Source organism: Meiothermus ruber DSM 1279 (assembly GCF_000024425.1).
In the GTDB taxonomy this organism is placed as follows: Bacteria; Deinococcota; Deinococci; order Deinococcales; family Thermaceae; genus Meiothermus; species Meiothermus ruber.
The window spans coordinates 1,235,718-1,260,088 of record NC_013946.1; the positions used below are offsets into that span (position 1 = coordinate 1,235,718).

General features: G+C 65.3%; 19 protein-coding genes and 1 pseudogene. 13 read left to right on the forward strand and 7 right to left on the reverse strand.

The features are described 5' to 3' along the window. Positions 1 to 33 precede the first annotated feature (33 nt). The 3 genes from MRUB_RS06220 to MRUB_RS06230 form a co-directional block, all read right to left on the reverse strand. Positions 34 to 744, reverse strand: a complete 711-nt coding sequence (locus tag MRUB_RS06220) for a glycosyltransferase family 2 protein (protein ID WP_013013507.1) — start codon at positions 742 to 744, stop codon at positions 34 to 36. A 187-nt stretch (positions 745 to 931) separates the two neighbouring features. Beyond that, positions 932 to 3,670 (reverse strand): aconitate hydratase AcnA, encoded by a 2,739-nt coding sequence (gene acnA, locus MRUB_RS06225; protein WP_013013508.1) that lies wholly within the window; start codon positions 3,668 to 3,670, stop codon positions 932 to 934. Between the two features lie 293 nt (positions 3,671 to 3,963). Next, positions 3,964 to 4,173 carry a heavy-metal-associated domain-containing protein gene (locus MRUB_RS06230; protein ID WP_013013509.1) on the reverse strand — a complete coding sequence of 70 codons (210 nt, stop codon included), beginning with the start codon at positions 4,171 to 4,173 and terminating at the stop codon, positions 3,964 to 3,966. A 139-nt stretch (positions 4,174 to 4,312) separates the two neighbouring features. Between MRUB_RS06230 and MRUB_RS16100 the strand changes: the two are divergent. The 11 genes and pseudogenes from MRUB_RS16100 to MRUB_RS06275 form a co-directional block, all read left to right on the forward strand. Further along, positions 4,313 to 4,429, forward strand: a pseudogene (locus MRUB_RS16100) (helix-turn-helix transcriptional regulator); the annotation flags it as partial. A 177-nt stretch (positions 4,430 to 4,606) separates the two neighbouring features. Further along, complete coding sequence (locus MRUB_RS06235) at positions 4,607 to 5,320, forward strand: helix-turn-helix transcriptional regulator (protein ID WP_015586526.1); 714 nt, start codon at positions 4,607 to 4,609, stop codon at positions 5,318 to 5,320. A 59-nt stretch (positions 5,321 to 5,379) separates the two neighbouring features. After that, positions 5,380 to 5,874 (forward strand): type III secretion system chaperone family protein, encoded by a 495-nt coding sequence (locus MRUB_RS06240; RefSeq protein WP_013013511.1) that lies wholly within the window; start codon positions 5,380 to 5,382, stop codon positions 5,872 to 5,874. Between the two features lie 20 nt (positions 5,875 to 5,894). Continuing rightward, a complete protein-coding gene (locus tag MRUB_RS06245) occupies positions 5,895 to 6,167 on the forward strand; it encodes a hypothetical protein (RefSeq protein ID WP_013013512.1) in 273 nt (90 codons plus the stop codon). Between the two features lie 307 nt (positions 6,168 to 6,474). Further along, positions 6,475 to 6,912, forward strand: coding sequence for a hypothetical protein (locus tag MRUB_RS06250; protein ID WP_013013513.1), 438 nt, complete (start codon positions 6,475 to 6,477; stop codon positions 6,910 to 6,912). A gap of 4 nt (positions 6,913 to 6,916) precedes the next feature. Further along, a complete protein-coding gene (locus MRUB_RS06255) occupies positions 6,917 to 8,386 on the forward strand; it encodes a TROVE domain-containing protein (RefSeq protein WP_013013514.1) in 1,470 nt (489 codons plus the stop codon). A 69-nt stretch (positions 8,387 to 8,455) separates the two neighbouring features. Continuing rightward, the gene (locus tag MRUB_RS06260; RefSeq protein ID WP_013013515.1) at positions 8,456 to 9,073 is read left to right on the forward strand and encodes a MerR family transcriptional regulator; all 618 of its coding nucleotides are present in this window, start codon (positions 8,456 to 8,458) and stop codon (positions 9,071 to 9,073) included. Between the two features lie 28 nt (positions 9,074 to 9,101). Beyond that, positions 9,102 to 10,340 carry a vWA domain-containing protein gene (locus MRUB_RS06265; RefSeq protein WP_013013516.1) on the forward strand — a complete coding sequence of 413 codons (1,239 nt, stop codon included), beginning with the start codon at positions 9,102 to 9,104 and terminating at the stop codon, positions 10,338 to 10,340. Positions 10,341 to 10,622: 282 nt separating this feature from the next. Beyond that, positions 10,623 to 13,343 (forward strand): DEAD/DEAH box helicase, encoded by a 2,721-nt coding sequence (locus MRUB_RS16105; protein WP_162467475.1) that lies wholly within the window; start codon positions 10,623 to 10,625, stop codon positions 13,341 to 13,343. Positions 13,344 to 13,368: 25 nt separating this feature from the next. Next, the gene (locus MRUB_RS15885) at positions 13,369 to 15,765 is read left to right on the forward strand and encodes a helicase-related protein (protein ID WP_280109458.1); all 2,397 of its coding nucleotides are present in this window, start codon (positions 13,369 to 13,371) and stop codon (positions 15,763 to 15,765) included. Then, the gene (locus MRUB_RS06275) at positions 15,762 to 18,584 is read left to right on the forward strand and encodes a helicase-related protein (protein WP_013013517.1); all 2,823 of its coding nucleotides are present in this window, start codon (positions 15,762 to 15,764) and stop codon (positions 18,582 to 18,584) included. Before MRUB_RS15885 ends, MRUB_RS06275 begins: the two co-directional genes overlap by 4 nt. A gap of 17 nt (positions 18,585 to 18,601) precedes the next feature. On the opposite strand, the gene MRUB_RS06280 is transcribed toward MRUB_RS06275, so the two are convergent. Both MRUB_RS06280 and MRUB_RS06285 read right to left on the reverse strand, forming a co-directional pair. Continuing rightward, entirely contained in the window at positions 18,602 to 18,967 is a 366-nt protein-coding gene (locus tag MRUB_RS06280) for a DUF5615 family PIN-like protein (RefSeq protein ID WP_013013518.1), read from the reverse strand. Then, the gene (locus MRUB_RS06285; protein ID WP_013013519.1) at positions 18,964 to 19,182 is read right to left on the reverse strand and encodes a DUF433 domain-containing protein; all 219 of its coding nucleotides are present in this window, start codon (positions 19,180 to 19,182) and stop codon (positions 18,964 to 18,966) included. The genes MRUB_RS06280 and MRUB_RS06285 overlap by 4 nt, the downstream gene beginning before the upstream one ends. 53 nt (positions 19,183 to 19,235) lie before the next feature. Here MRUB_RS06285 and MRUB_RS06290 point away from each other — a divergent pair, with 53 nt between their 5' ends. Then, a complete protein-coding gene (locus MRUB_RS06290; protein WP_013013520.1) occupies positions 19,236 to 23,246 on the forward strand; it encodes an Eco57I restriction-modification methylase domain-containing protein in 4,011 nt (1,336 codons plus the stop codon). 102 nt (positions 23,247 to 23,348) lie between these two features. Beyond that, on the forward strand, positions 23,349 to 23,483 hold the full coding sequence (locus MRUB_RS16205) for a hypothetical protein (RefSeq protein ID WP_268766472.1): 135 nt from the start codon (positions 23,349 to 23,351) through the stop codon (positions 23,481 to 23,483). Here MRUB_RS16205 and MRUB_RS06295 read toward each other — a convergent pair. Both MRUB_RS06295 and MRUB_RS06300 read right to left on the reverse strand, forming a co-directional pair. Further along, entirely contained in the window at positions 23,464 to 23,856 is a 393-nt protein-coding gene (locus tag MRUB_RS06295) for a HepT-like ribonuclease domain-containing protein (protein WP_013013521.1), read from the reverse strand. The genes MRUB_RS16205 and MRUB_RS06295 overlap by 20 nt on opposite strands. Further along, positions 23,849 to 24,154 carry a nucleotidyltransferase family protein gene (locus tag MRUB_RS06300; protein ID WP_013013522.1) on the reverse strand — a complete coding sequence of 102 codons (306 nt, stop codon included), beginning with the start codon at positions 24,152 to 24,154 and terminating at the stop codon, positions 23,849 to 23,851. Before MRUB_RS06300 ends, MRUB_RS06295 begins: the two co-directional genes overlap by 8 nt. Positions 24,155 to 24,371: the final 217 nt, after the last annotated feature.

Sequence of the window (24,371 nt, forward strand, 5' to 3'; positions counted from 1 at the left end):
TCACTTTAGCGGATGCAATGACACTCCAGGGGGTTATTGCCGTTCTCGGTCGGCGTAGTAGTCGGGGCCGTAGTCCTGCGGAGCCCCTCGCAGGCGGGCCCAGATATTCTTGAGGTGCACCCCGTACATCTTCCAGCGCCCTTTGCTCAGGCGGCGGCCCGAGGTGAGCACCTTGGCCTTGGGCGTGTAAACGATCTTGCCCCGCTGCTTGAGCTTGAGCATCAGCCGCAGATCCTCGCCGAAGGGTACGTCGTAACCGCCCACCTCGAGGGCTACCTGTCGGCGCACCGCGTGGTTGCCCCCGGCGGTGTTGGGCTGGCCTAGCTTAGCCATGATGCCTAAAAACAGCGGGTAGCCGTAGCGCGAGAGCAGCCGGTCGAACAGAGGGCCATCGAAAAACTCGAGCGGGCCGTAGGTTTCCACCACCTCGGGGTCACTAAAAGCCTCCTGGATGGCGGCAATCCAGCCGGGCTGTACCCTGCAGTCGGCATCGGTGGCGGCCACAACCTCCCCGCTGGCGGCCTCGAGGCCGGTCTGACGGGCGATGTGCAGACCGGGCTGGGGCTGGTAGATTACCTGCACCCCCAGGCGGCGTCCAATCTCGCCGGTTCGGTCGGTGGAGCCGTTGTCCACCAGAATAACTTCGTGCGGGGGTGGCTCCTGTTGCAGAATAGACTCCAGGCATGCCCCGATCATCTCTTCTTCATTGCGGGCTGGTACCACCACGCTGACGGTAGGTTTCATCTACTCTCCGGGATGCCAGCAACTTTTGGGGAGTTAATGCTTCTAAACTCCCTTTAGTCACGCGGCCAAAGCAGGTTTATGTTAGCACAGCCCTACCGGCAGTTTCTCTACCCTGATTGAAGGGCTTTGATCAAGAATATGGTGGCGGAGGGTTGTAGCTCCGCCACCAGGCAACTCGTCCAGGCTTTTATGCCCTGGTCTTCTCGGCCAACATGTTCTTCAGTACGGTTTGCAGAATCCCGCCGTTTTTGTAGTAGTCCACTTCCACCACGGTGTCGATGCGGGCCTTGACCTGGAAGCTCACCTGGCTGCCGTCGGAGCGGGTAGCCACCACGGTGAGTTCCTTACCGGGGGTGATGTCCTCGAGGCCCAGAATATCGAACACCTCGTAGCCGGTGAGGCCCAGGTTGGCGGCGTTCTGGCCCGGCAGGAACTGCAGGGGTAGCACCCCCATGCCCACCAGGTTGCTGCGGTGGATGCGCTCGAAGCTTTGGGCAATGACCGCCTTCACGCCCAGCAGGTAGGTGCCTTTGGCGGCCCAGTCGCGGCTGCTGCCGTTGCCGTACTCAATACCGCCGATCACAATCAGGGGCGTGCCCTCGGCCTTGTACTGCATGGCAGCATCGTAGACGAACATCTCTTCGCCGGTGCCGGGTTCGCTGCCGCGCTCAGACTTGGGCAGCTTCTTGGTGTAGGGGCCCTCTTTGCCGTCCAGCATCAGGTTGCGGATGCGGATATTGGCAAAGGTGCCGCGCATCATCACCTCGTGGTTGCCGCGGCGGGAACCGTAGCTGTTGAAGTCGGCGGGTTCGACCCCGCGCTCCATCAGGTACTTGGCGGCGGGGGAGTTCTTGGCGATGTTGCCGGCGGGCGAGATGTGGTCGGTGGTGATGGAGTCGCCCAGGAGCAGCAGCACCCGCGCGCCCTTGATGTCGCCGATCTCGCGGGCCTGGCCCAGGTTTTCGAAGAAGGGCGGGTTCTGGATGTAGGTGCTGTTGGGGTCGAACTGATAAAGCTGGCCGGTGGGGGCCGGCAGGGCCTTCCAGCGCTCGTCGCCCTCGAAGACGGTGGCATACTGGCGGCGGAACATCTCGGCATCCAGGGTCTGGTGCACGGCCTGGCGGATCTCCTCCTGGCTGGGCCAGATGTCTTTTAGGTAGATGGCCTTGCCGTTGGGGTCGTAGCCGATGGGCTCAGTGGTGAAGTCGATATCGATGCGGCCTGCGATAGCGTAGGCCACCACCAGCATGGGGCTGGCGAGGTAATTGGCCTTTACATCGGGGTTGATCCGGCCCTCGAAGTTGCGGTTGCCCGAGAGCACCGCGGCCACCACCAGGTCGCCCTCCTTCACGGCCCTGGAAATGTCTTCGGGCAGCGGCCCGGAGTTGCCGATGCAGGTGGTGCAGCCGTAGCCCACGGTATGGAAGCGCAGGGCCTCGAGGAAGGGGGTGAGGCCGGCGGCGTCCAGGTACTCGGTTACCACCTTGGAGCCAGGAGCCAGGCTGCTTTTAACCCAGGGCTGGGTGTCGAGGCCGGCCTCCACAGCTTTTTTAGCCAGCAGGCCCGCACCCAGCATCACGCTGGGGTTGGAGGTGTTGGTGCAGCTGGTGATGGCGGCAATCACCACCGAGCCGTGCCGGAGGTCGAACTCCTCGAGGCCCCGCTTGACCGTTACTTTGGCGTCCAGCTTGTCGGGGCTGAGGCCAAAGCCGCGCTCCTTGGGGTCTTTGGTGAGGTGCTCGAGGAAGCTCTTCTTCACCTCGCCCAGGTTGACCCGATCCTGGGGGCGCTTGGGGCCGGCCAGGGCGGGCACCACGGTGGAGAGGTCGAGCTCGAGGTGCTCGCTATACACCGGCGCGGCGTCGTCGGTGCGCCACAGGCCGGTGGCTTTGGCGTACTTCTCCACCAGGTCAACCTGTTCGTCGGAACGCCCGGTGAGGCGCAGGTAGGCCAGGGTCTCCTCGTCGATGGGGAAGTAGCCCATGGTGGCGCCGTACTCGGGCGACATATTGGCGATGGTGGCGCGGTCGGCCAGCGGCAGTTTGGACACCCCAGGGCCGTAGAACTCCACGAACTTACCCACCGCACCGTGCTTGCGGATCATCTCGGTCACGCGCAGCACCAGGTCGGTGGCGGTGGCCCCCTCGGGCAGCTCGCCGGTCAGTTTGAAGCCGATGACCTTGGGGGCCAGCATGTAGTAGGGCTGGCCTAGCATCACCGCTTCGGCCTCGATGCCGCCCACCCCCCAGCCCAGCACGCCCAGGCCGTTGATCATGGTGGTGTGGGAGTCGGTGCCCACCAGGCTGTCGGGGAAGGCATAGAGTCGACCATCTTCGCCTTTTTGCGTCATCACCACCGAGGCCAGGTACTCGAGGTTCACCTGGTGCACGATGCCGGTGCCGGGGGGCACCGCGCGGAAGTTTTTGAGGGCGTTCTGGCCCCACTTGATCAGGCGGTAGCGCTCCTCGTTGCGCTTGTACTCCAGCTCCACGTTCTGGGCAAAGGCATAGGCGGTGCCGAAGTAGTCCACCTGCACGCTGTGGTCAATTACCAGATCCACCGGCACGGTGGGGTTGATCATCTCCGGGTTGCCGCCGGCCTTGGCCACCGCGTCGCGCATGGCGGCCAGATCCACCACCGCCGGCACCCCGGTGAAGTCCTGCAGGATCACCCGGGCCAGCATCAGCGGTACGTTGACCTCGCCGGGATCGGGCTGCCAGTTGGCCAGGGCCACCACGTCGTCTTTGGTGATCTTGTACTCGTCGTGGTTGCGCAGCAGGCTTTCCAGCATCACCCGGATGCTGAAGGGCAGCCTGGACACCGGCGCGATGCCCTGACGCTCGAGCTCCATGATGTCGAAGTAATGCACCTCACCCATCCTGGTGGAGAGGCTTTTGCGGGTTTTGAAGTCGTCTCGGTAGGCCATAGGTTCTCCTTTGCTGTAGGGTGTCTAGTGCTTCAGGCACGAAACCAAAGCTATTTGACCAACAACGAACCGTCCGATCCGGCTGGCTTTGCTTCTTTGCCAAGTCCTAACAGTTTACTCCATTGGTCTGGGAGCAAATGAACGCTGAGAAACGGAGTGGTTCCGCTTGGTTGTGGGGCTGGTTTCGATGCCTGGGCGGGTGCGCCCGGCCGCAGACAATCTTATGTTACAGCAGGAAGCCCTTACTGCAAATAAGTGTCGCTTGCAATAGCGGTGTTTTCTGGAGGAATAACCTACAGCATGCCGGCCAGGAAGCCCTGTTCACGCACCACCCGGATCAGATCCATCACGGTGAGCTGCTGAGGGTCGTACTCGACCTCGAGCTGCCCCTTATCGATCGATTGCACGCTTCGTACGCCTTCCAGTCTCTTGATAGCGCCTGAGACTTTAGCGATCTGTTCGGGCTGTTCCATGCCCCGCACGCCCAACAACACTCGGTTCATACCCAGATATTTTATGGGAGCTGCAACCGACAACGACCCTCCCCAAAACTCGCGTTGCGCACCAGGGGTGGTGCAGGAAGAGCGGCTGGGCTGTCCAAATTGCACCCCCGAATTAAACCCAACTGGTCTAACATAAAGCATGGGACTTGAAAAGCGCTCACACCGGAAGTCCAGACGCTTGCTCGAGGTCGTAGGGCTACTGGAACTCAGGCCCCACAGCACAAAAGAGCTTGCTGAGCGTCTGGGCGTCAGCCAGCGCACGGTGCAACGGGATATTGATGAATTGCATTCCCTGCGCCCAGAGCTGCAAGAGGATGGTCATGGTCGGTATTTCATACCTAATAATGCGCCCTCCAATCCATACAACCTGCTCCTGCGCTACGCTACCTTTCGATTCTTCTACCACCAGGCGCCTACGCACCATCAGTACTTCATGCAGGAATTGCACCGTCTGGTCAAGGAACTGCCGGAGCATATCCGCCACCTGGTCGCCCTGGACCTCGAGGCCTACCGCCGGCGCAACCTTCCCTCCGACCGCACCCTGGAGATGGTCTTGCGGGCCTGGGGAGAACGCCGCGTCTTGCAGGTGGACTATCAAAGTCTGCAGGGCCGGCAGACCCGACGGGAACTGGAGATCTGGTTTCTGGAGCTAAACCGCTGGAACCTGGCGCTCTATGTTCTTGCCCGGGTACCCGGTTCAAGCTATCCAGGCCCCCAGATGTACAAGCTGGCGCGCATGTCAAACCCGAGAATCCTGGAAAAAACCTACACCATCCCCCAGGATTTCAACCCCAATAAATTCTTTTCCGGGGCCTGGGGGGTTGCCCTGGCCCATCAAAAGGCGCGGGTGGTGCTTCGGTTTGCCCCAGCGGTGATTCCCAGACTCCGTGAGGGGGATTTGCCAGGGCCCGCCGAGTGGCGCGTGCTGGAGGACGGCCGCGCGGAAGCGGTGTATGAGGTCAACACTGGCCCGGATGGCTACCCCTTCGAACTTCTGGGCTGGGTGCTTTCCTGGGGCAGCCTGGTGGAGGTGGTGGCCCCCGCCGATCTACGGGCCCGCTGGCTTCAGGAGATTCGCAACCTGGCCGAGAGATGGATAGACACCCTGCCGCCGACGCCTCTTCTGCACAGCAGTTGGCGACACTAGGTGTCGCAGTGCTTTGCAAAACTGACCTTACTTCGGCTAGGTATAGGGGTGATGCCAACATGGAGATGAAGCGCCAGCATCAAACGGTGGAGTTTAACCGCGCACTCATTCGCCAGTACGTGGAGGAGCGAGGCCTCCGGTACCTGACCGATCAGGATGGGGACTACGTAGCCATTATGGCGATGGAACATTGCCCGCAAAAGCTTTTCACCATCTTTGCGGCTTCGGGTCTGCGGGAAGATGTTTTTTCCATCACCATGCGCGTGGAGCCCTCTCCGGAGATGTCCGAGCTGGAGGCGCTTCGGCTGGTGAACCGCTGGAACACCCAGCGCCGCTGGCCCAGGGCCTACCACACCGAGGACGGTTTTACCCTGGACTGGCACATCGACCTCGAGATGGGCATCAGCCCGGCCCTTTTCGCCGATATGTGCAATACGGTGATGCTGGCGGCCCACCAGTTTGTGATGGAGCTCAACCCTGGGCGGGGCCAGGGCGTGGCTGAGATGCAGGATCTGTTCCGTACCTTGCTGGAGCGATTGCGAGAGAGAAGATAAGCCGGCCACAGGAGGCAGATATGGACAAGCTCAAGCACAACCCTTACACCGGAGCCTACGAGTTTGCGGAAGATGATATGGAGCCGACCTACAACGAGTATGAAGGGCGCTACGAGCTGGGCCGCCCGGAGGATCTGAGCTACTCCCCCTATACCCGCAGCTACAGCAAAAAAGGGAGCAAGCTGGTGGATCGATACAACCCCTACACCGGCCGCTACGAGCAGGCGCCGGAGGATTGGGAGCTTATGTACAACCCTTACAGCGGGAAGTACGAGTTTGGACCCAAGGAGTAAAGCCGAGGAGGTGTAGAAAGGGCTGTCCAGTTCGAATCAGGCCCACCTATTGACAGACTTTGAATGGGCATGTACAATGCACCCTTGCGGCGTTGCGAGGATCGGCTACTTCCGAAGTAAGATCATCCACTTATGTTGATCAGGAGTAAGAAGGCCAGCACCGATCCCACCTTGACCCGCCCCGCTTTGCGGGTAGTCTTGTATCCAAGAAATTCTAGTTTATAAATCCTAATACAATCTGTACTTCGTAGGTCGGTCGGCGAGATAGGTGACCTGTGGCGGCTTTGGCCGCGATAAGGAGGGTGGCATGTTGCGCATGAAAGCCATCGTGGAGGATTTGTCGTCCTGGATTCGGGGGAACGATATGGAAGTCTTGCAAAGCAAGGTAGACGGGGAAAGGGATGGATTCCTGGCCTTCGCCTCTGACGACCACCTGAAATTCACGCTGCTCTTGCAAGAGGAGGACGACGGGCTTTTCTACTACCGCCTTGCCGTCTTTTTCTCCAGGATCGGCCTGCCCTGCACCCCCGCGGAAGCCCTGCTCCAGAACATCACCTCCAAGGTTAAGGGGGTCAAGGCCTACCTGGACGAGGATGGCGATATGGTGCTGGGCACCGATGGTTTTACTCACGATCCTCACGCTCTTCCCTTCGTGCTGCCCAGGCTGATGCAGGTGCTGGAACACGCTAGTAAGTTGATAGCCATGTGGTTCTTGATGGATCAGCTTTTGCTGCTGAGGAGGTAAGCTTATGTCCTTGACCTTCACCTATGAGGGCGGTCTTGCCCTCGTACCTACTGCCCATGCAGAGTTTCTGGCACTTGCTCTAAACTGGCTTCCTGGCAACACCTTTTATGAGGGTGAGACCGAGCGTCAGCGGAGATACCTACACCTAAGCTCGAGCCTTCTCTTGCACGACCCTGCCTTTGTGGCGGATCTGGCAGCCTACAGCCGCCAGATTCTGGGCCTTCGCACGGTGGGGGCGTATCTGGTAGGTACCCTCTTCCTGGCGGGCTCCGAGGTGAGCCAGGGGCTCGGTTATCCAGGCGAGGCCCGATCCCTGGCCTTCCGGGCAGCCCGCGCGGTATGGCGCCGTGGGGATGAGCACCTGCAAACCCTGGGCCACCTGGCTCACCTCAAGCTTCCCCTGCCCAAGGGGCTTCGAAAGGCGGTGAAAGCTCATCTGGAGGCCCTGCCCCCCAGGCAGCTCCTCAAGTACAAGCAGGTGAGCCCTACCGCGTTATCCGAGGGGTTCAGCCAGCGGGACGCCATTCGCTTGGTGCATCCCCGCCCCCGTACCCAGGAAAGCGAGGCAGTCTTCCGCTACCTCCTGGGTAGGGCAGGCCCCATGGAAATTGCTCTGGTAGAGCGCATGCGCCAGGAAGCCCCCACCTGGGAGGCGCTGCTTTCTGCTCAGGGCAGTACGCCTGAGGTATGGCGGGGGGCGCTGCCCCGGATGAAGGCCCTGGCCCTGGTGCGCAACCTGCGAAACTGCCTCGAGGCCGGTCTTTCCATCGAGGAGCTTCTGCCAAATGCGGAGCGGGTGGATGTGCGTGATCTCTTCCCCCACCAGCTTTTCCGGGCCTACCAGGAGGTTTCTCCGGCCCTCCCCCTTCTGGATCGCCTGTTCCACCGCATGGTGGAGGCGCGCCCGCCTATGAAGGATACCCTGGTGCTCCTGGACGTCTCGGGTTCCATGTGCGGTACCCCGCTGGCACAGGCTGCCCCGCTGGCGGTGGCCCTGGCCCTCAAGGGCGGGATCATCGTCCCCTTTGACAGCGTGGTGCGCCCTGCGGTTCTCCCCGGTGAAAGCCCCATCCAGACAGTGGAGGAGCTGTTGCGGCTGGGGGGTGGGGGCACCTGCCTGGGGCAAGCGGTGGATTACGCTGCCTACCAGGCAGCCGAGGAAGGGTATCGCCGCCTTGTGGTGATCACGGATGAGCAGGCCCACGACGACGCCCTCCTGGCCTTGCGGCGTTTTCTAAAGGGGGGCACCAGGCGTCAGGCGCACGTGATCAACCTGGTCGGCTACGCCCCCAGCGTGGTGAGCCCCCATCCCCGGCTCCACCGCCACGCGGGGTTCAACCCCCGGTTGCTGGATTTCCTGCCACTGGTAGAAGGCGGCGGCGAGGCGGTCAGGGGCTTCCTGGAGCGCTGGGAGCGGGAAGCCGGGCTGGAAGGGAAGGCGCTCGAGGCTGTTTCCGGGGAAGAGGAGGATTGACGTACAGATTCGATATTGACAATGCCAAATGATATTGACAATGTAAGATGTAAGTATTACCCTTGGAATATGGACAGCCTCGAGACCCTGTTGCAGCGCGGTGCCGAGTGGGATCTGGCGGGGCTGGTGCGCGAAGCCAACGCCCGCCTGCCCCGCTACTTGCCCCAGGAGTTCGGCAGCCAGCGGGTGCGCGAGGCGGTTACGGCCCGCCTGGTGCGCCACTACACCGGGCTGGGGATGCTCGACGAGCCCCTGCGGGTAGGGCGGGAGGCCCGCTACTCGGCGCGGCACCTGCTGCAACTGCTGGTGGTGCGGCGCCTGATGGCCGAGGGGCACGGGGCCAGCGCCCTGGGGGATCTGGCCCGGCGCAAGAGCGACGCCGAGCTGCTGGCGATGCTCGAGGGTGGGGTGGCCCTCACCGCCAAAGAGACCCCATCCGCGCTTAGCTACCTGACGGAGCTGCGCCAGCAGTACCGGATGCCCACTGCTCCGATCCCCTCGGCTGCCCCGCTCCCTGTGGAGGCAGCCCCACCAGCCGAGCTGCGCTGGCGACGCTTCGAGATCGTCCCTGGATTGGAACTGCACGTGCGCGAAGACTTCCGCCTACCCAAGACCCCCAGCGAGCTGGACGCCTTGTTGCGACACCTGCGCGAGCGGCTCGAGACTCAAAAACCGCGCCGACGCTGAAACCTGCGCAACCAGAAGGAGGAAGGATATGCACCCCGATTCAAGCCCGAACGCCCGGCCCCACCTCGATCTCATCCCCCTCAAGCCGGGGGTGAGCGCCACCCGCCCGACCCGCCAGCAGGTGTTGCTGCGCATCCACACCCCCACGCCCCAGGCCCGGCCCGAGCGCCCGCTGCTCAACCTGGCCCTGGTGCTCGACCGCTCCGGCTCCATGGGGGGGAGCAAGCTGAAGTACACCAAGGAGGCCGCTATCTACGCGGTGCACAACCTGCTGCCCGAGGATCGGGTGGCGGTGGTGATCTACGACGATGCTGTGGAGGTGCTGGTGCCCAGTACGCCGGTGGCGGATGGGCGTGCGGCCATTGCGAACCTTATTCGCACGATTCGCACTGGCGGGAGCACCGCGTTGCACGCGGGCTGGCTGGAGGGGGCCACCCAGGTGGCGGCCTACCAGGAGGCGGGGCGGCTCAACCGGGTGGTGCTGCTCTCCGACGGCCTGGCCAACCGGGGGGAGACCAACCCCGGCGTGATTGCCGAGCAGGTGCGGGAGCTGGCCCGCCGGGGCGTGAGCACCAGCACCCTGGGCGTCGGCCTTGACTACAACGAGGATCTCATGACCACCATGGCCGATGCGGGGGAGGGCAACTACTACTTCATCGAGAGCCCCGCCGACCTGCCCCGCATCTTCGCGCAGGAACTAGCGGGCCTGGCCGGGACGCTGGGCACCCGGGTGCGGCTGTGGCTGCGGCCCGGCGACGGGAGCCGGGCCTGGCTCTTCAACGACCTCGAGCAAGACCCTTCCGGGGCTTACGTGCTGCCCAACCTGGTGGCCGGGATCCCGCTGGAGTTCCTGCTGGAGCTGGAAGCCCCGGCGGGCCGCGAGGCTTCTTTGCGTCTGGAGCTCGACTGGGAGACCCCGGAGGGCCAGCGGGAGCGCCTCGAGGCGGTCCTGAGGCTGCCCGTGCTGGAGGAAGCGGAGTTTGAGCGGCTCCAGCCCCACCCCGATGTCGCTGCCATGACGGCCAAGCTCGAGGCCACCCGCGCCCGCCAGCGGGCCATGGAGGCCCTAGCCGACGGCGACCTCGAGGCGGCCCGGCACGCCCTGCACCGTGCCGCCCCCATGCTCGCCAGCTTTGGCCCTGCGCTGGCCGCCGAGGCGCATGAACTCCGGCTTTTGCTCGATGAGATTGAGACCGCACCCCAGCGCGCCCGCAAAACCCTTTCCAGCCAGGTCTACCGCGACCGTAAGGGCCGCAAGGATTTCTGAGCCTCGAGGTGCATCTGCCGCTGCTTAGCCTTGCTGGACTCCCTATAATGCGTGCAACCGGCACGGGCATGGCCTGCCAATGGGGGAGACAGAATGCCGATGACTGAAGCCCTTCATCGCGTGCTGGTGGTATGCGCTGTGATGGATAGGGCTATGCAGAAGGGCTGCGAGATTCTATACCGGCCCCCAGGGGCAGTGCTACCCTGACCATGCGTCCTGAGGCCACGATTCCCACGGACGGCTATTCGAGCTGCGGCAATGAGCTGTATGAGGGGGACTGGGTTGAACGTCTTTGATTTGCGAAATAACCTTATCGGCGATTATCGAAGATTTATAACCAGCTTTGTCCGCATCCGGGACGATCGAATTGCGGCGTATGTGCAGGCCCGACTGCAGGAAGGGGCCCTCTGGCCCGACCCGCTGGTGCAGCTAAACCCCACCTTCGCACCGGGGGCGGCCCTCGAGCGCCTCGTCGAGGAAGGGCTGCTGCACCCCGAGACCCTGCGCATCTTTCGCCTGAAGGATCGACCCGACCAGCCCCTGCTCAAGCTGCACCGTCACCAGGAGGAGGCCATCCGCACCGCAGCACGCGGAGAAAACTACGTGGTCACTACGGGGACGGGCTCCGGCAAGAGCCTGACCTACCTCATTCCCATCGTCAACCACGTGCTCCAGCGGGGCAACGGCCAGGGCATCCAGGCCATCGTGGTCTACCCCATGAACGCCCTGGCCAACAGTCAGATGAACGAGCTCGATAAGTTCGTCAACGAGGGCTACCCCGACCGCAAAGGCCCGGTGCGGTTTGCGCGCTACACGGGGCAGGAAAGCGAGGCCGAGCGGGCGGAGATCCTCTCCCGGCCCCCGGACATCCTGCTGACCAACTACGTCATGCTTGACCTCATCCTTACCCGGCCCCGTGACAAGAACCTGATCCATGCGGCCAGGGGACTCAAATTCCTGGTGCTCGACGAACTCCACACCTACCGCGGGCGCCAGGGGGCCGACGTGGCCCTGCTGGTGCGCCGGCTGCGGGAGCGCCTCGAGGCCCATCATCTGCTCTGTATCGGCACCTCGGCCACCATGGCCAGCAGCGGCGGGCGGAAGGAGCGCCAGGGCACTATCGCCGATGTGGCCACGCGCATCTTTGGCCTTCCGGTAAAGCCTGAAAACGTCATCGGCGAGACCTTGCAGCGCATTACCCAACCCTATGACTTCACAGACCCCACCGTGATCGCACGCCTGCGCGAGCGGGTGCAGTCTGCGGCTCCGCCAGCGCAGGGCTTTGAGGCCTTCGTGCAGGATCCCCTGGCGAGCTGGATTGAGCAGGAACTGGGGCTTGGCGAGGAAGAAAGCGTGCTGGTGCGTCGGACTCCCCGGCCCATCACCGGCCCGGAGGGCCTGGCCGCGCAGCTGGCAAAGCTGGTTGGCCTGCCCCAGGAACAGTGCCAGCGGGTACTGGAGGCATATCTGCTGGCCGGATACCGACTGACCAACCCCGGGACGGGCCTGCGAACCTTCGCTTTTCGGCTGCACCAGTTCATCAGCCGCGGTGATACCGTCTACGCCTCGCTGGGCCCGCCGCAGGAGCGCTACATCACCCTGCAGGCCCAGAAGTTCGTGCCCGAGGATCGCTCAAAGGTCTTGCTGCCCCTGGCCTTCTGCCGCGAGTGCGGGCAGGAGTTCTACACGGTTTGGCGCATTACGGGCTCGGAAGGTTCTTACTATGAGGCCCGCCGGCTCAGCGACCGTTACTCGGAGTCCGGGGCTGAACCGGGGTTCCTGTACCCCGGCGACTGGCCTACCGACGAAGAAGAGATCACGGAGCGCGTACCGGAGGACTGGCTCGAGCCCCTCGAGCGTGAAATCAAGCGGGATAAGCGCAAGAAGCTGCCCCGGCCGGTCAGGCTGACGCCGGACGGCCGCGAGCTGGCCTCGGGTCAGCCGCCCGGGGAGGATGTGCAGCTTCTGCACTACCTCGAGGCCCCCTTCGAGTTCTGCCCCTGCTGCGGGGTGGCCTACGGGGCGCGGCAGGCCTCGGACTTCGGCAAGCTGGCCACCCTGGGATCGGAAGGGCGGGCCACGGCCACCACCGTACTCTCCCTGTCCACCGTGCTGCACCTGCGCAAGACCGAGCTGCCCCGGGAAGCCCAGAAGCTCCTATCCTTCACCGACCACCGCCAGGACGCCTCGCTGCAGGCGGGCCACTTCAACGACTTTGTGCAGACCGGGCTGTTGCGGGGGGCGCTGTACCGCGCTGTGGAAGCGGCCGGCCCCCAGGGGCTGCGCCACGACCACCTCACCCAGAAGGTCTTCGAGGCGCTGGGGCTCGAGCTGGCCGAGTACGCCAGCAACCCCGAGGTCAAGTTCGGCGCCCGGCAGGACACCGACCGGGCCCTGCGCGATGTGCTGGGCTACCGCATCTACCGCGATCTGCTGCGCGGCTGGCGCATCACCGCGCCCAACCTCGAGCAGGTCGACCTACTGCGCATCGACTACGAGTCGCTGGACGAGCTGTGCCGCGCGGAGGAGGAGTGGCGGGGGGCCCACCCCGCCACTCCTCCTCCGCGCGGCGCCAGAGGTGCGGCAGAAGGTGGCCCGGGTGCTGCTGGACTACCTGCGGCGCGAGCTGGCCATCAAGGTCGATTACCTCCACCCCGACTTCCAGGATCGCATGCGCCAGGCCAGCAGCGCCCGGCTGATAGCCCCCTGGGCCCTGGAGGAGAACGAGCGGCTCGAGTACGCCCGCGTGGCCTACCCGCGCCCCAGCCGCCCTGGCGACAGCCGCGAGGCGGTGTACATCTCCCCACGGGGTGGCTTCGGCCAGTACCTGCGGCGCAGCACCACCTTTCCCGGGTTTGCCCTGAAGAGCGCGGACAGCGAGGTCATCATCAAGGAGCTGCTGCAGCGCCTCGTCGTGGCCGGGCTGGTCGAGCGGGTGGATCCCGATGGGGACGGCTACCAGGTGGTGGCCGCGGCCTTCATCTGGCGGCCCGGCGACGGTAGCCGGCCCGGCCTCGACCCCCTGCGGGTGCGCCTGCGGGAGAACGCCGAGCGCGAAGCCAACGCCTTCTTTAGCGCGTTTTACCGACTTACCGCACAAAACCTGGGCGGCCTGGAGGCCCGGGAGCACACCGCCCAGGTGCCCTCCAAGGAGCGCGAGCAGCGCGAGGAGGATTTCCGGGCCGGGCGGTTGCCGGTGCTGTACTGCTCGCCCACCATGGAGCTGGGGGTGGACATCTCCACCCTCAACGTCGTGAACATGCGCAACGTTCCGCCCACCCCGGCCAACTACGCCCAGCGCTCGGGCCGGGCCGGGCGCAGCGGCAGCCCGGCGCTGGTCTTCACCTACGCCGCCAGCGGCAACTCCCACGACCAGTACTTCTTCCGCCGCCCCAGGCTGATGGTGGCCGGCGCGGTTTCGCCCCCGCGGCTCGACCTGACCAACGAGGAGCTTATCCGCTCGCACCTGCAGGCGGTGTGGCTGGCGGCCACCGGGGCCGACCTGGGAAGCTCGCTGGCGGATATCCTGGAGGTGGAGGGTGACGAGCCCACCCTGGCCCTGCGGCCTTCGGTGCGGAATGACCTCCAGCGCCCCGCTGCAGTGCAAGACGCGTTGAAGCGGGCGAAGCGGGTGCTGGCCGACCTGATGCCCGAGCTCGAGCAGGCCCCCTGGTACACCCCGGCCTGGGTAGAGGGGGTGATGGAGCAGGCCTACGCCCGCTTCGAGGAGGCCTGCGAGCGCTGGCGTACCCTGTACAAAGCGGCCCGTGAGCAGTTTCAGGTGCAGAGCCGGGTCATCCTGGACGCCAGCCGCAGCGCCGCTGAAAAAGATCAGGCCCGCCGCCTGCGCTCCGAGGCCGAGTCGCAGCTCAAGCTGCTGACCGAGACCGGCGAGCTGGCCCAGTCCGACTTCTACTCCTACCGCTACTTCGCCAGCGAAGGCTTCCTGCCCGGCTACAGCTTCCCCCGCCTGCCGCTATCGGCCTTCATCCCGGCCCGGCGTCGTGTGAGCGACCGCAATGAATTCCTCTCGCGCCCGCGTTTTCTGGCGATTACCGAGTTCGGTCCTTTCTCGATCCTCTACTACGAGGGCTCAAAATACGTTATCAACCGGGTCATCCTGCCCCCTGGCAGCGAGCAGCAGCTTCGCACCAGCGCGGTGAAGCGGTGTGAGCACTGCGGCTATCTGCATCCGGTGAATCAGGCGGGGGGGCCGGATCTTTGCATGCGCTGTAAGGCCGAGCTACCACCGCCCCGCAGCAACCTGCTGCGCATGCAAAACGTCTCCACCATCCGGCGGGAACGCATTAACTCCGACGAGGAGGAGCGCCAGCGCCTGGGCTACCAGGTGCTCACCGGCATCTCCTTCCCGCCCCACGGGAGCCAGCCCGCTTTTCAAAGCGCCCAGGTGTACCGGGAGGGCCGGCTCCTGGCCGAGCTCACCTTTTCCCAGGCCGCCAGCATCTGGCGCATGAACCTGGGCTGGGCGCAGCGCAAGAACAAGAAGGAGGAGGGGTTCTGGCTTGACCCGGAGCGCGGGTACTGGATCAAGCGCCCGGACGACCCCGAGGAACTCGACGAGCAGAACCCCAACAGCCGCCAGACCGTGCAGGTGATACCCTACGTGGAAGACCGCAAAAACGCCCTGCTCCTGAGGCCGGGGCCCACGCTCGATGAAGTGCAGTTTTACTCGCTGCTCTCTGCCCTCAAGACCGCCATCCAGGTGGGCTACCAGCTCGAGGATGGCGAACTGGCCGCCGAGGTTCTGCCCGACGGGGATAACCGGCGCGAGCTTTTGTTCTACGAGGCGGCCGAGGGAGGGGCGGGGGTGCTGCGCCAGCTGGTCAGTGACACCAAGGCGTTGCCTCGAGTGGCCCGCATTGCCCTGGAAATCTGCCACTTCGATGAAAATGGCGTGGATCAAGGCCGTGCGGCCCACGCCAGCGAGAGCTGCGAGGCGGCCTGCTACGACTGCCTGATGAGCTACAGCAACCAGCGCATCCACCGCTACCTGGATCGCAAGGCCATCCGGGACTTCCTGCTCGAGCTTGCCGGCAGCCAGGTGGCCTCCTCCCCGGTGGAAGCCCGCCGCGACGAGCACCTACGGCGCCTGCTGGCGATGTGCGAGTCGAACCTCGAGCGTGAGTTTCTGGAGTTCCTCGAGGCCCGCCGCCTGGCCCTGCCCAGCCGGGCCCAGGTCTTCATCGAGGAGGCCGCCACCCGGGTCGACTTCCTCTACGACAGCCAGCGGGCGGTGATCTACGTGGACGGCCCCCACCACCTCTACTCCGAGCGCCGCGCCCGCGACCAGCAGCAGGAGCGCCTGTTGCGCCTGAAGGGTTATTCTGTGCTGCGCTTCGCTGCGCACGAGGAATGGGAGGCCAAGGTGCGCGCGCGCCCGGACATCTTTGGAGGTCTTTCGTGAACAAATCCCTTACCTACCCCGATGGGGGGGCGAACCACACCCCGGGCTCGCTCATCAAGGCGCGGGGGCGGGAGTGGGTGGTGCTGCCCGAGTCGCAGCCGCCCCTGCTCATCGCCCGGCCCATCGGCGGCACCGAAGAGGAAATTGCTGGCATCCACACCGAACTGGAAGAGGTCAGTCCCTCCAGCTTCGGGACACCCACCCTGGACGACCTGAGCGACTACCGCTCGGGGCGCCTGTTGCGGGAGGCGGTGCGCCTGACCTCGCGCAACGTGGCTGGGCCCTTCCGCTCCTTTGGCCGCATTGCGGTGGAGCCGCGCCCCTACCAGCTGGTGCCGCTCCTGCTGGCGTTGCAGCAAGACCCGGTGCGGCTGCTGATCGCCGATGACGTGGGCATTGGCAAGACCGTGGAAGCCCTGCTCATCGCGCGCGAGCTGTGGGATCGGGGGGAGATTCGCAGTTTGAGTGTGCTGTGTCCGCCGCACCTGGCCGAGCAGTGGCAGGCCGAGCTCTCCGAGAAGTTCCACCTCGAGGCCGAGCGGGTGCTCTCTTCCACGGCGGCCCGCCTCGAGCGCGGCCTGCGGGTGGGGGAGACCCTCTTCCAGCGCCACCCCATCACGGTGGTCTCGATGGACTTCATCAAAAGCGAGCGCCGCCGCGAGGAGTTCCTGCGCACCGCGCCCGAACTGGTTATTGTGGACGAGGCCCACACCTGCGCCTACGGCGGGGTGAACCGGGGCAGCCAGCACCAGCGCCACACCTTGGTGGCCCGCCTGGCCGAGCACCCTGAGCGCCACCTCATCCTGGTGACCGCCACCCCCCACTCCGGCCACGAGGAGGCCTTCCGCTCGCTGCTGGCCCTGCTCGACCCGGCCTTCCGCGAGATGCCCCCTGACCTCAGCCGCGAGGAGGCCGAGGGCTGGCGGCGGCGGCTGGCCCGGCACATGATTCAGCGCAAGCGGGCCGATATCCGGGGCTACCTGAACGAGGGCACCCCCTTCCCCGAGCGCCTCGAGGCCGAGGTCAACTACAACCTTTCGCCCGAGTACGGCCGCCTGCTGGACAAGGTGCTGGCCTACGCCCGCGAGCTGGTCAGCGACCCCACGGGCGACCAGCGGCACCAGCGGGTGCGCTGGTGGGCGGCCCTGGCCCTCTTGCGCTCGGTGGCCTCGAGCCCCGCCGCTGCCGCCCTGGCCCTGCGCAACCGGGCCGCGGTGGCCGATGCCGAGACCGAGGCCGAGGTGGACGAGCTGGGCGGGCGGATGGTGCTCGACCAGGAGGAGTACGACCAGGAGTTCGACCTCACGCCGGGGGGTGAGGTGAGCGCCGAGGCCGCCGAGCAGCGCAGGCTGCGCGAGCTGGCCCGCGAGGCCGAGGCCCTGGCCGGGGCCAAGGACCGCAAGCTGCAGAGGGCCATCGAGCTGGTGAAGGATCTGCTGGCCGAGGGCCACCACCCCATCGTCTTCTGCCGCTTCATCCAGACCGCGGAGTACGTGGCCGGGCACCTGCGGCAGGCTTTGGGCGCGGGGGTGGCGGTGGAGGCGGTGACGGGCCTTTTGAGCCCGCCCGAGCGCGAGCAGGCCGTGGAGCGGCTGGGCCAACAGCCGGTGCGGGTGCTGGTGGCGACCGACTGCCTCTCCGAGGGCATCAACCTGCAGCAGTACTTCAGCGCGGTGCTGCACTACGACCTTTCCTGGAACCCCACCCGCCACGAGCAGCGCGAGGGCCGGGTGGATCGCTACGGCCAGCCGCGCCGCCAGGTCAAGACCCTGACCTACTTTGGGGCCAACAACCCGGTGGACGGGATCGTGCTCGAGGTGCTGTTGCGCAAGCATAAGGCCATCCGCAGCGCCCTGGGCGTCTCGGTGCCGGTGCCGGTGGACAACGACGCGGTCATCCAGGCCGTGATGCAGAGCATGCTGCTCCGGGACACCCGCCGCGCCCAGATGCAGAGTCTGTTCGAGCCCTTCGACGAGCGGGGCTTCGAGGTAGAGTGGCGCAACGCCGCCGAGCGGGAGAAGCGCTCGCGCACCCTCTTCGCCCAGCACACCATCAGGCCGGAGGAGGTGGCCCGGCAGCTTTTCGAGACCCGCCGGGCGGTGGGCTCGGGGGTGGAGCTGGAGCGCTTTGTGCAGGAGGCGCTGGAGGTGCACGGGGGCCAGGTGCACGCCCTGGGCGAGGGCCTGTACCGCTTCGACCTGGGGGGGCTGCCCCGCGCCCTGCGTGACCTGCTGGGCCGCGATAGCCTCACAGGGCGCTTCTCGCTGCCGGTGCAGCCGGGCGAGGTGTACCTGAGCCGCACCCACCCGCTGGTGGAGACCCTCTCGAGCTTCCTGCTGGAGGGGGCGCTGGATCCGCTTTCCCAGAGCAAGGCCCGGCGGGCCGGGGTGATCGCCACCGACGCGGTGCGCGATCTCTCCACCCTGCTGCTGCTGCGCCTGCGCTACCACCTCACCACCACCTCCACCCGCAAGGACAGAACGCGCTGGCAGCAACTGGCCGAGGAGGTGCACGCTGTGGCCTTCCGCGGCTTCCCCGACGCGCCGGAGTGGCTGGACGGGGCGGAGGTGGAGGCTTTGTGGCAGGCCCGCCCCACCGAGAATCTTTCTTTACCGCAGGCCCAGGAGTTCGCGGACATGGTGCTGCCGGAGCTGGGGCGGTTGCAGGGCTACCTCGAGGAGGTGGCGCAGAAGCAGGCCAGGCGCTTCGAGGAGGCCCACCGCAGCGTGCGCCAGGCCGCCGACCTCAAGCTGCGCTACGAGGTGGAGCCCATCCTTCCGGTGGACGTGGTGGGTGTGTACGTCTATGTCCCGAGGTGAGCCGTGCCCTACCTTCGCTATCCCAAAGGCAATGGGCGCACGCGAACCCGACGGGAGTCCACCACTACGATGGCCCCAGCCTTGAGCGCCTCTGCTGCAGCCGCCAGCACTTGCAGCAGGCGCTCTCCGCTAGCCTCGGGCCGCAAGTCCACTTCCCGCAGAATCACCACGCTTGGGCTCGCCTTACGGCTATACGCCAGCAGGTCGCCAAAGTCGAGGTCGTGGGTTAAGAGCAAGTACCCTTGGGCGGCAGCGAAGCGCAACACCTCGAGGTCGTCTGCGCTAGCTAGCCCCACTTCCGACCATCGCACGGCCTGGTGGCCCCGTTCACGCAAAAAACCCACCCAGCGAGGGGTGAGGTTCATGTCCAGTAGAATCTTCAAACCGCAACCTCGCGCTCCTCGGCCAGAAAAACCGCGTACTCCAGCGCGGCGTCGATATCCTCTGACTCGAGCTCGGGGTAGTCGCGCAGAATCTCTGCCGGGGTCTGGAAGCGGAGCTGGTTGAGGATGGTGCCCACGGTGATGCGCGTTCCCCGAATGCAGGGCCGCCCGCCCATGACCAGCGGGTTGAAGGTAATGCGCTCAGACAGCCTCATATGTTTATGTTAGCACTCCGGAATCAAGCCCCCACAGAACACCTGAACAACGTATGAAGAACGCCGTTTCTACCCACGTCAAAACCGTCGGCGGCCTGCTGCCCTCCGAGCTGTTGCAGCGGGTGGCAGCCCTGGACAGGGGGCTGGGGGGCCTCGAGGCCGACGACTACCACCTGGTGGGCGAGCGCATCCCCGAGGCCATCAGCCGCAGTTGGGGCCGGATGCTGGCGGTGTGGGCCAGCTTCCGGGCCGCCGGGACGGGCCTGCCCGCGGGTGAGGCCGCCACCAGCCTGACCCGCGAGAAGCTGCTGCTGCCGCTGTTTGCCGAGCTGGGCTATGGCCGCCTGCCCCTGGCGCGGGGCCTCGAGGTGGCGGGGAAGCCCTACCCCATCTCCCACCTGTGGAACGGGGTGCCCATCCACCTGGTGGGCGTGGGCGTGGACCTCGACCGGCGCACCCCCGGCGCGGTGGGGGCCGCCCGCCAGAGCCCCCACGGGCTGGTGCAGGAGTACCTCAACCGCTCCGAGGCCCTGTGGGGCTTCGTCTCCAACGGCCTCAAGCTGCGCCTGCTGCGCGACAACGCCGCCCTCACCCGGCAGGCCTACGTGGAGTTCGATCTCGAGGCCATCTTCGAGGCCGAGGCCTACCCCGACTTCGCCCTGTTGTGGCTGCTGGCCCACGAGTCGCGGGTCTATAGCGAGGGAAAACCGCCTTCGGAGTGCTGGCTCGAGCGCTGGCAGCAGCAGGGGGCCGAGCAGGGCAAGCGGGCCCTGGAGCGCCTGCGCGAGGGGGTGCGCGCGGCCCTGCTGCACCTGGGCGAGGGCTTCCTGGCCCACCCCGCCAACGCCGCGCTCAGGGAGGCCCTGCGGGAGGGCCGCCTCACCCCGCAGGGCTACTACCGCGAGCTTCTGCGCCTGGTCTACCGGCTATTGTTCCTGTTTGTGGCCGAAGACCGCGAGGTGCTGCTCGACCCCGAGGCCCCCCCGGAGGCCCGCCGCACCTACCTCGAGCACTACTCCACCGCCCGCCTGCGCCAGATCGCCCAGCGGGTTCGGGGCACCCGCCACCCCGACCTCTACCACCTGCACAAGCGGGTGGCGGGCTGGCTGGCCGAGGGGGGCGCGCCCCAACTCGCGCTCAAGCCGCTCAACTCCCTGCTCTTCGACCCGGCGGCCACCCCCCACCTCTCACAGGCCGAGCTTGCCAACCAGAGCTTCCTCGAGGCCATCCGCTCGCTGGCCTTCACCCAGGACGACGCGGTGCTGCGCCCGGTGGACTACAAGAACCTGGGGGCCGAGGAGCTGGGCAGCGTCTACGAGCAACTGCTGGAGCTGGTGCCGGAGGTGGACGTGGCCGCGGCCCACTTCGCCCTGCAAAACCGCTCCGGCAACGAGCGCAAGACCACCGGCAGCTACTACACCCCCGACGCCCTGGTGCAGGTGGTGCTGGACGAGGCCCTGGAGCCCCGCCTGGCGGAGGCCCTGAAGACACCCGACCCCGAGCGGGCCCTGCTCTCGCTCAGGGTGGTGGATCCTGCGGTGGGCTCGGGCCACTTCCTGATCGCCGCCGCCCACCGCATGGCCCGCGCCCTGGCTAGGATTCGTTCTGGCGAGGACGAGCCCAGCCCCGAGGCCCAGCGCAGCGCCCTGCGCGACGTGATCCGCCACTGCCTGTATGGGGTGGACGTCAACGAGATGTCCGCCGAGCTGTGCAAGGTGGCCCTCTGGATGGAGATGGCCGAGCCCGGCAAGCCGCTGGGCTTCCTGGATCACCACATCAAGGTGGGCAACTCGCTTTTGGGCGCGCCCCCCAACTTCTACGAGCTGGGCATCCCCAGCGAGGCCCACAAGCGCGCCGACCTGCCGGAGGCTGCAAGGGCCCTCTCCAGAACCCTGGGCAAGAAGAAGCTCGAGGCCTGGCGCAATCAAAGCCACCCCCCGCTCTTCAAGGAGCCCCTCAAGGTTCCGCCCCTCGACACCCCGGAGGACGCCCTCGAGCAGGTGCGCTCCAAGGCCCAGGCCTACCGGGCGTGGCGCGAGAGCGAGACCGTGCGCAGGTACGAGTTTCTGGCCGACTACTGGACCGCAGCCTGGTTCGCCCGCCCAGCGGCCGGGCAGAAAGTGCCGGACATGGACGGCCTCACCGCCCTGGCCGAGGGGCAGTTCAGCCGCCTGGGGGTCGAGGAGCAGCGCCGGAAAAGCGGGCTGGCCGGGCCTGTGGACGAGGCCAGGAGCAAGTACCGCTTCTTCCACTGGTGGCTCGAGTTCGCCGAGGTCTTCTTCGACCCCGAGACCGGCCAGCTAAAGCCCGGGGGCGGCTTCGATGTGGTGCTGGGGAACCCGCCGTGGGAGCGGGTCAAGCTCCAGGAGAAGGAGTTTTTTGCGGGCCGCCACGAGGAAATCGCCCAGGCCGAGAACGCCGCCAAGCGCAAGCGGCTCATCGAAGGGCTACAGAAGAGCGATCCCTCGCTCTACGCAGCCTTTCAGGAAGCCCTGAACGCCGCCGAAAACGTTAGCAACTTCCTGCGCACCTCCGGGCGCTACCCCCTCACGGGCGGGGGTGACGTCAACACCTACCAGGTTTTCGCCGAGCTGGGCCGCGCGCTGATGGGCCAGCAGGGCCGCGCGGGCCTGATTGTGCCCACCGGCATCGCCACCGACGACTCCAACAAGGACTTCTTCGCCGACTTGGTGGCGCAGGGGCAGCTGGCCGCGCTGCTGGACTTCGAGAACCGGGAAGGCATTTTCCCCGGTGTGCACCGCTCGTACAAGTTCAGCGTCCTGGCAATGCGGGGCCGGGCGTCCCGCACCGGCGAGCCCGCCAGGCTCAGCTTCTTCGCCACCAACGTGGCCCACCTTGGCGACCCCGAGCGGGTCTTCAGCCTCACCCCGGAAGACTTCGCCCTGCTGAACCCCAACACCCGCACCTGCCCGGTCTTCCGCACCCGCGCCGACGCCGAGCTGACCAAAAAGATTTACCAGCGGGTGCCGGTGCTGTGGAGGGAAGAACCGGAGGAGAACCCCTGGGGCATCAAGTTTCTGGCGATGTTTCATATGTCCAACGACTCGAGCCTCTTCAAAGGGCGGGGGGAGCTCGAGCGCGAGGGTTTCGTGCTGCAGGGCAACCGCTTTGTGCGGGGAGAAGAAACCTACCTGCCCCTCTACGAGGCCAAGCTCATCTGGCACTTCGACCACCGCTTTGCCACCTACGACGGGGCCGACACCCGCGACATGACCCCCGCCGAGCACGCCAGCCCCGAGGCCCTGCCCCTGCCGCGCTACTGGGTGCCCGCAGCAGAGGTGGAGGAGCGCCTGGTGCAGCGAAACCGGGATGGGAATGTGGTGTGGGAGTGGAAGCGGGGGTGGCTGCTGGGCTTTCGGGACGTTACCAACGCGACCAATGAGCGCACGGCGATTTTCTCGCTGATGCCGAGGGTGGGGGTGGGGAACAACTGCCCACTTGCATTCCCCGAAGCCTCTGCACATAAGGTTGCTGCTTTGTTGGGAAATCTTGATAGTCCAGTATTCGACTTCCCCACTCGTCAGAAGATTGCTGGAACTCACATGAATTTCTTTCTGGTCAAACAGCTTCCGGTTCTACCCCCATCCGCCTACCACCCCCAAGACCTTCACTTCATCGTCCCCCGCGTCCTCGAGCTTACCTACACCGCCTGGGATCTGGCCCCCTTTGCGCAGGACGTTTGGGAGGAGTCGGGGCCGGAGCTACGGGGGCTGTTGCGCGCGCAGTGGGAGGCCAACGGCGGCCATCCCGATAACCCGCCCGGGTGGGTCGAAGGCGCCTACCCCTTCCCGCCCTTCCGCTGGGACGAAGAGCGCCGCGCCCGGCTGCGGGCCGAGCTGGATGCCTACTACGCCAGGCTCTACGGCCTTTCCCGCGAGGAGCTGTGCTACATCCTCGAGCCCCAGAGCGTGAAGGGGCTGCACTTCCCCAGCGAGACCTTCCGGGTGCTCCGGGACAAGGAAATGAAAACCTACGGCGAGTACCGCACCATGCGGCTGGTGCTGGAAGCCTGGGATCGGCTGTCGCTTGGCAGCGGGGGGTAGGGGGGCTCGAGGGAAGCCGACACTGTCCAGCAAATGTAAAGAAGCTGGCCTGGGTTGTGCAAATTACCCTGGAATTGTAAAAAAACCGGCTATCATGGCCCCATGTCGGTTCATCCAGAAGGGGCAACCGAGCTGCTGTTGGCCCTGGCGACTCCGACGCCCAAGGGCTACTGGGGCGTGCCGGTGCTGGTCTGGGGACGTCCGGGCACGGGCAAGTCTACCGGTTGGTGGGGGTAGTTGACCCCAAGTCCGCCAGCATTGCCTCAAAGGTTCTCTTGAGCACCGGAATCTGCTTGCGACAAACGGCAAAAACAATCTCGGGGTTTATGTCGAAATAGTGGTGACTGATAACGTCGCGCATTCCCTTGACCCCCTTCCAGTCCACATCGGGGTACTGAGCCAGTAGCTCGCCCCCAGTGATTTTGTCCAAGTTCTTACAGCTCTCGCCGATAGCGATGAGCATCATACCGATGGCGTCGAGCATGTCGTATCCCGCATCGCTCGACACGAAGTCGCTAGCCTGGGAGATGCCCGCTGCCCGGCGCTCGATGCGGCCAATGGCCGTCAGAATCTGTAAGATAACCTCCCGGATCAACTCACGGTCAGACATAAATGGCCCCGCGCTCGATGCGTGCTTTTAGGAAGCCGTTCATGAAGGCGGAGTAGGGAATTACATCAACAGGACGCCGGAACCCGGACTCCAGCTCCTCCTTGATATGCACCAGCGCAAAGAGATCTGGTTCGCTTAACTCGACAACAACATCAATATCGCTGCCAGGCTGCGCCTCACCCTGAGCGAAAGAACCAAACAGCGCGAGGCGGTTCACCCCGTAGCGGCGGGCAAGCTCTGGTTTGAGCCTGCGTAGTTCGGTGAGGATGGCATCGCGGGTTAGTGGCAGTTTGGTCATGGTTCTATCCTTCAAGGTCGTGGCTATTTACGTCACAGGAAACAATGTCATCAATACAACCATTGTATGCAGCACGTGTAGCAGGAGCAAGGAGAAAATATGCAAACGCAGGCTCTTGTGAGTGCCTGAGGTGAGCACTGGGGGGCTCGAGCACCGGCAGTTATGTCCAGCGACTGTAAAGAAGCTGCCCTCGATTGTGCAAAATACCCTAGGGCGG

Coding starts and splice junctions, on each gene's coding strand:
- MRUB_RS06245 (WP_013013512.1), top strand. CDS start 5,895: ATGGACAAGCTCAAGCACAACCCTTACACCGGAGCCTACGAGTTTGCG.
- acnA (WP_013013508.1), bottom strand. CDS start 3,670: ATGGCCTACCGAGACGACTTCAAAACCCGCAAAAGCCTCTCCACCAGG.
- MRUB_RS06295 (WP_013013521.1), bottom strand. CDS start 23,856: ATGTCTGACCGTGAGTTGATCCGGGAGGTTATCTTACAGATTCTGACG.
- MRUB_RS06230 (WP_013013509.1), bottom strand. CDS start 4,173: ATGAACCGAGTGTTGTTGGGCGTGCGGGGCATGGAACAGCCCGAACAG.
- MRUB_RS06235 (WP_015586526.1), top strand. CDS start 4,607: ATGCAGGAATTGCACCGTCTGGTCAAGGAACTGCCGGAGCATATCCGC.
- MRUB_RS06300 (WP_013013522.1), bottom strand. CDS start 24,154: ATGACCAAACTGCCACTAACCCGCGATGCCATCCTCACCGAACTACGC.
- MRUB_RS06265 (WP_013013516.1), top strand. CDS start 9,102: ATGCACCCCGATTCAAGCCCGAACGCCCGGCCCCACCTCGATCTCATC.
- MRUB_RS06220 (WP_013013507.1), bottom strand. CDS start 744: ATGAAACCTACCGTCAGCGTGGTGGTACCAGCCCGCAATGAAGAAGAG.
- MRUB_RS06285 (WP_013013519.1), bottom strand. CDS start 19,182: ATGAGGCTGTCTGAGCGCATTACCTTCAACCCGCTGGTCATGGGCGGG.
- MRUB_RS06240 (WP_013013511.1), top strand. CDS start 5,380: ATGGAGATGAAGCGCCAGCATCAAACGGTGGAGTTTAACCGCGCACTC.
- MRUB_RS06290 (WP_013013520.1), top strand. CDS start 19,236: ATGAAGAACGCCGTTTCTACCCACGTCAAAACCGTCGGCGGCCTGCTG.
- MRUB_RS06250 (WP_013013513.1), top strand. CDS start 6,475: ATGTTGCGCATGAAAGCCATCGTGGAGGATTTGTCGTCCTGGATTCGG.
- MRUB_RS06255 (WP_013013514.1), top strand. CDS start 6,917: ATGTCCTTGACCTTCACCTATGAGGGCGGTCTTGCCCTCGTACCTACT.
- MRUB_RS06260 (WP_013013515.1), top strand. CDS start 8,456: ATGGACAGCCTCGAGACCCTGTTGCAGCGCGGTGCCGAGTGGGATCTG.
- MRUB_RS16205 (WP_268766472.1), top strand. CDS start 23,349: ATGTCGGTTCATCCAGAAGGGGCAACCGAGCTGCTGTTGGCCCTGGCG.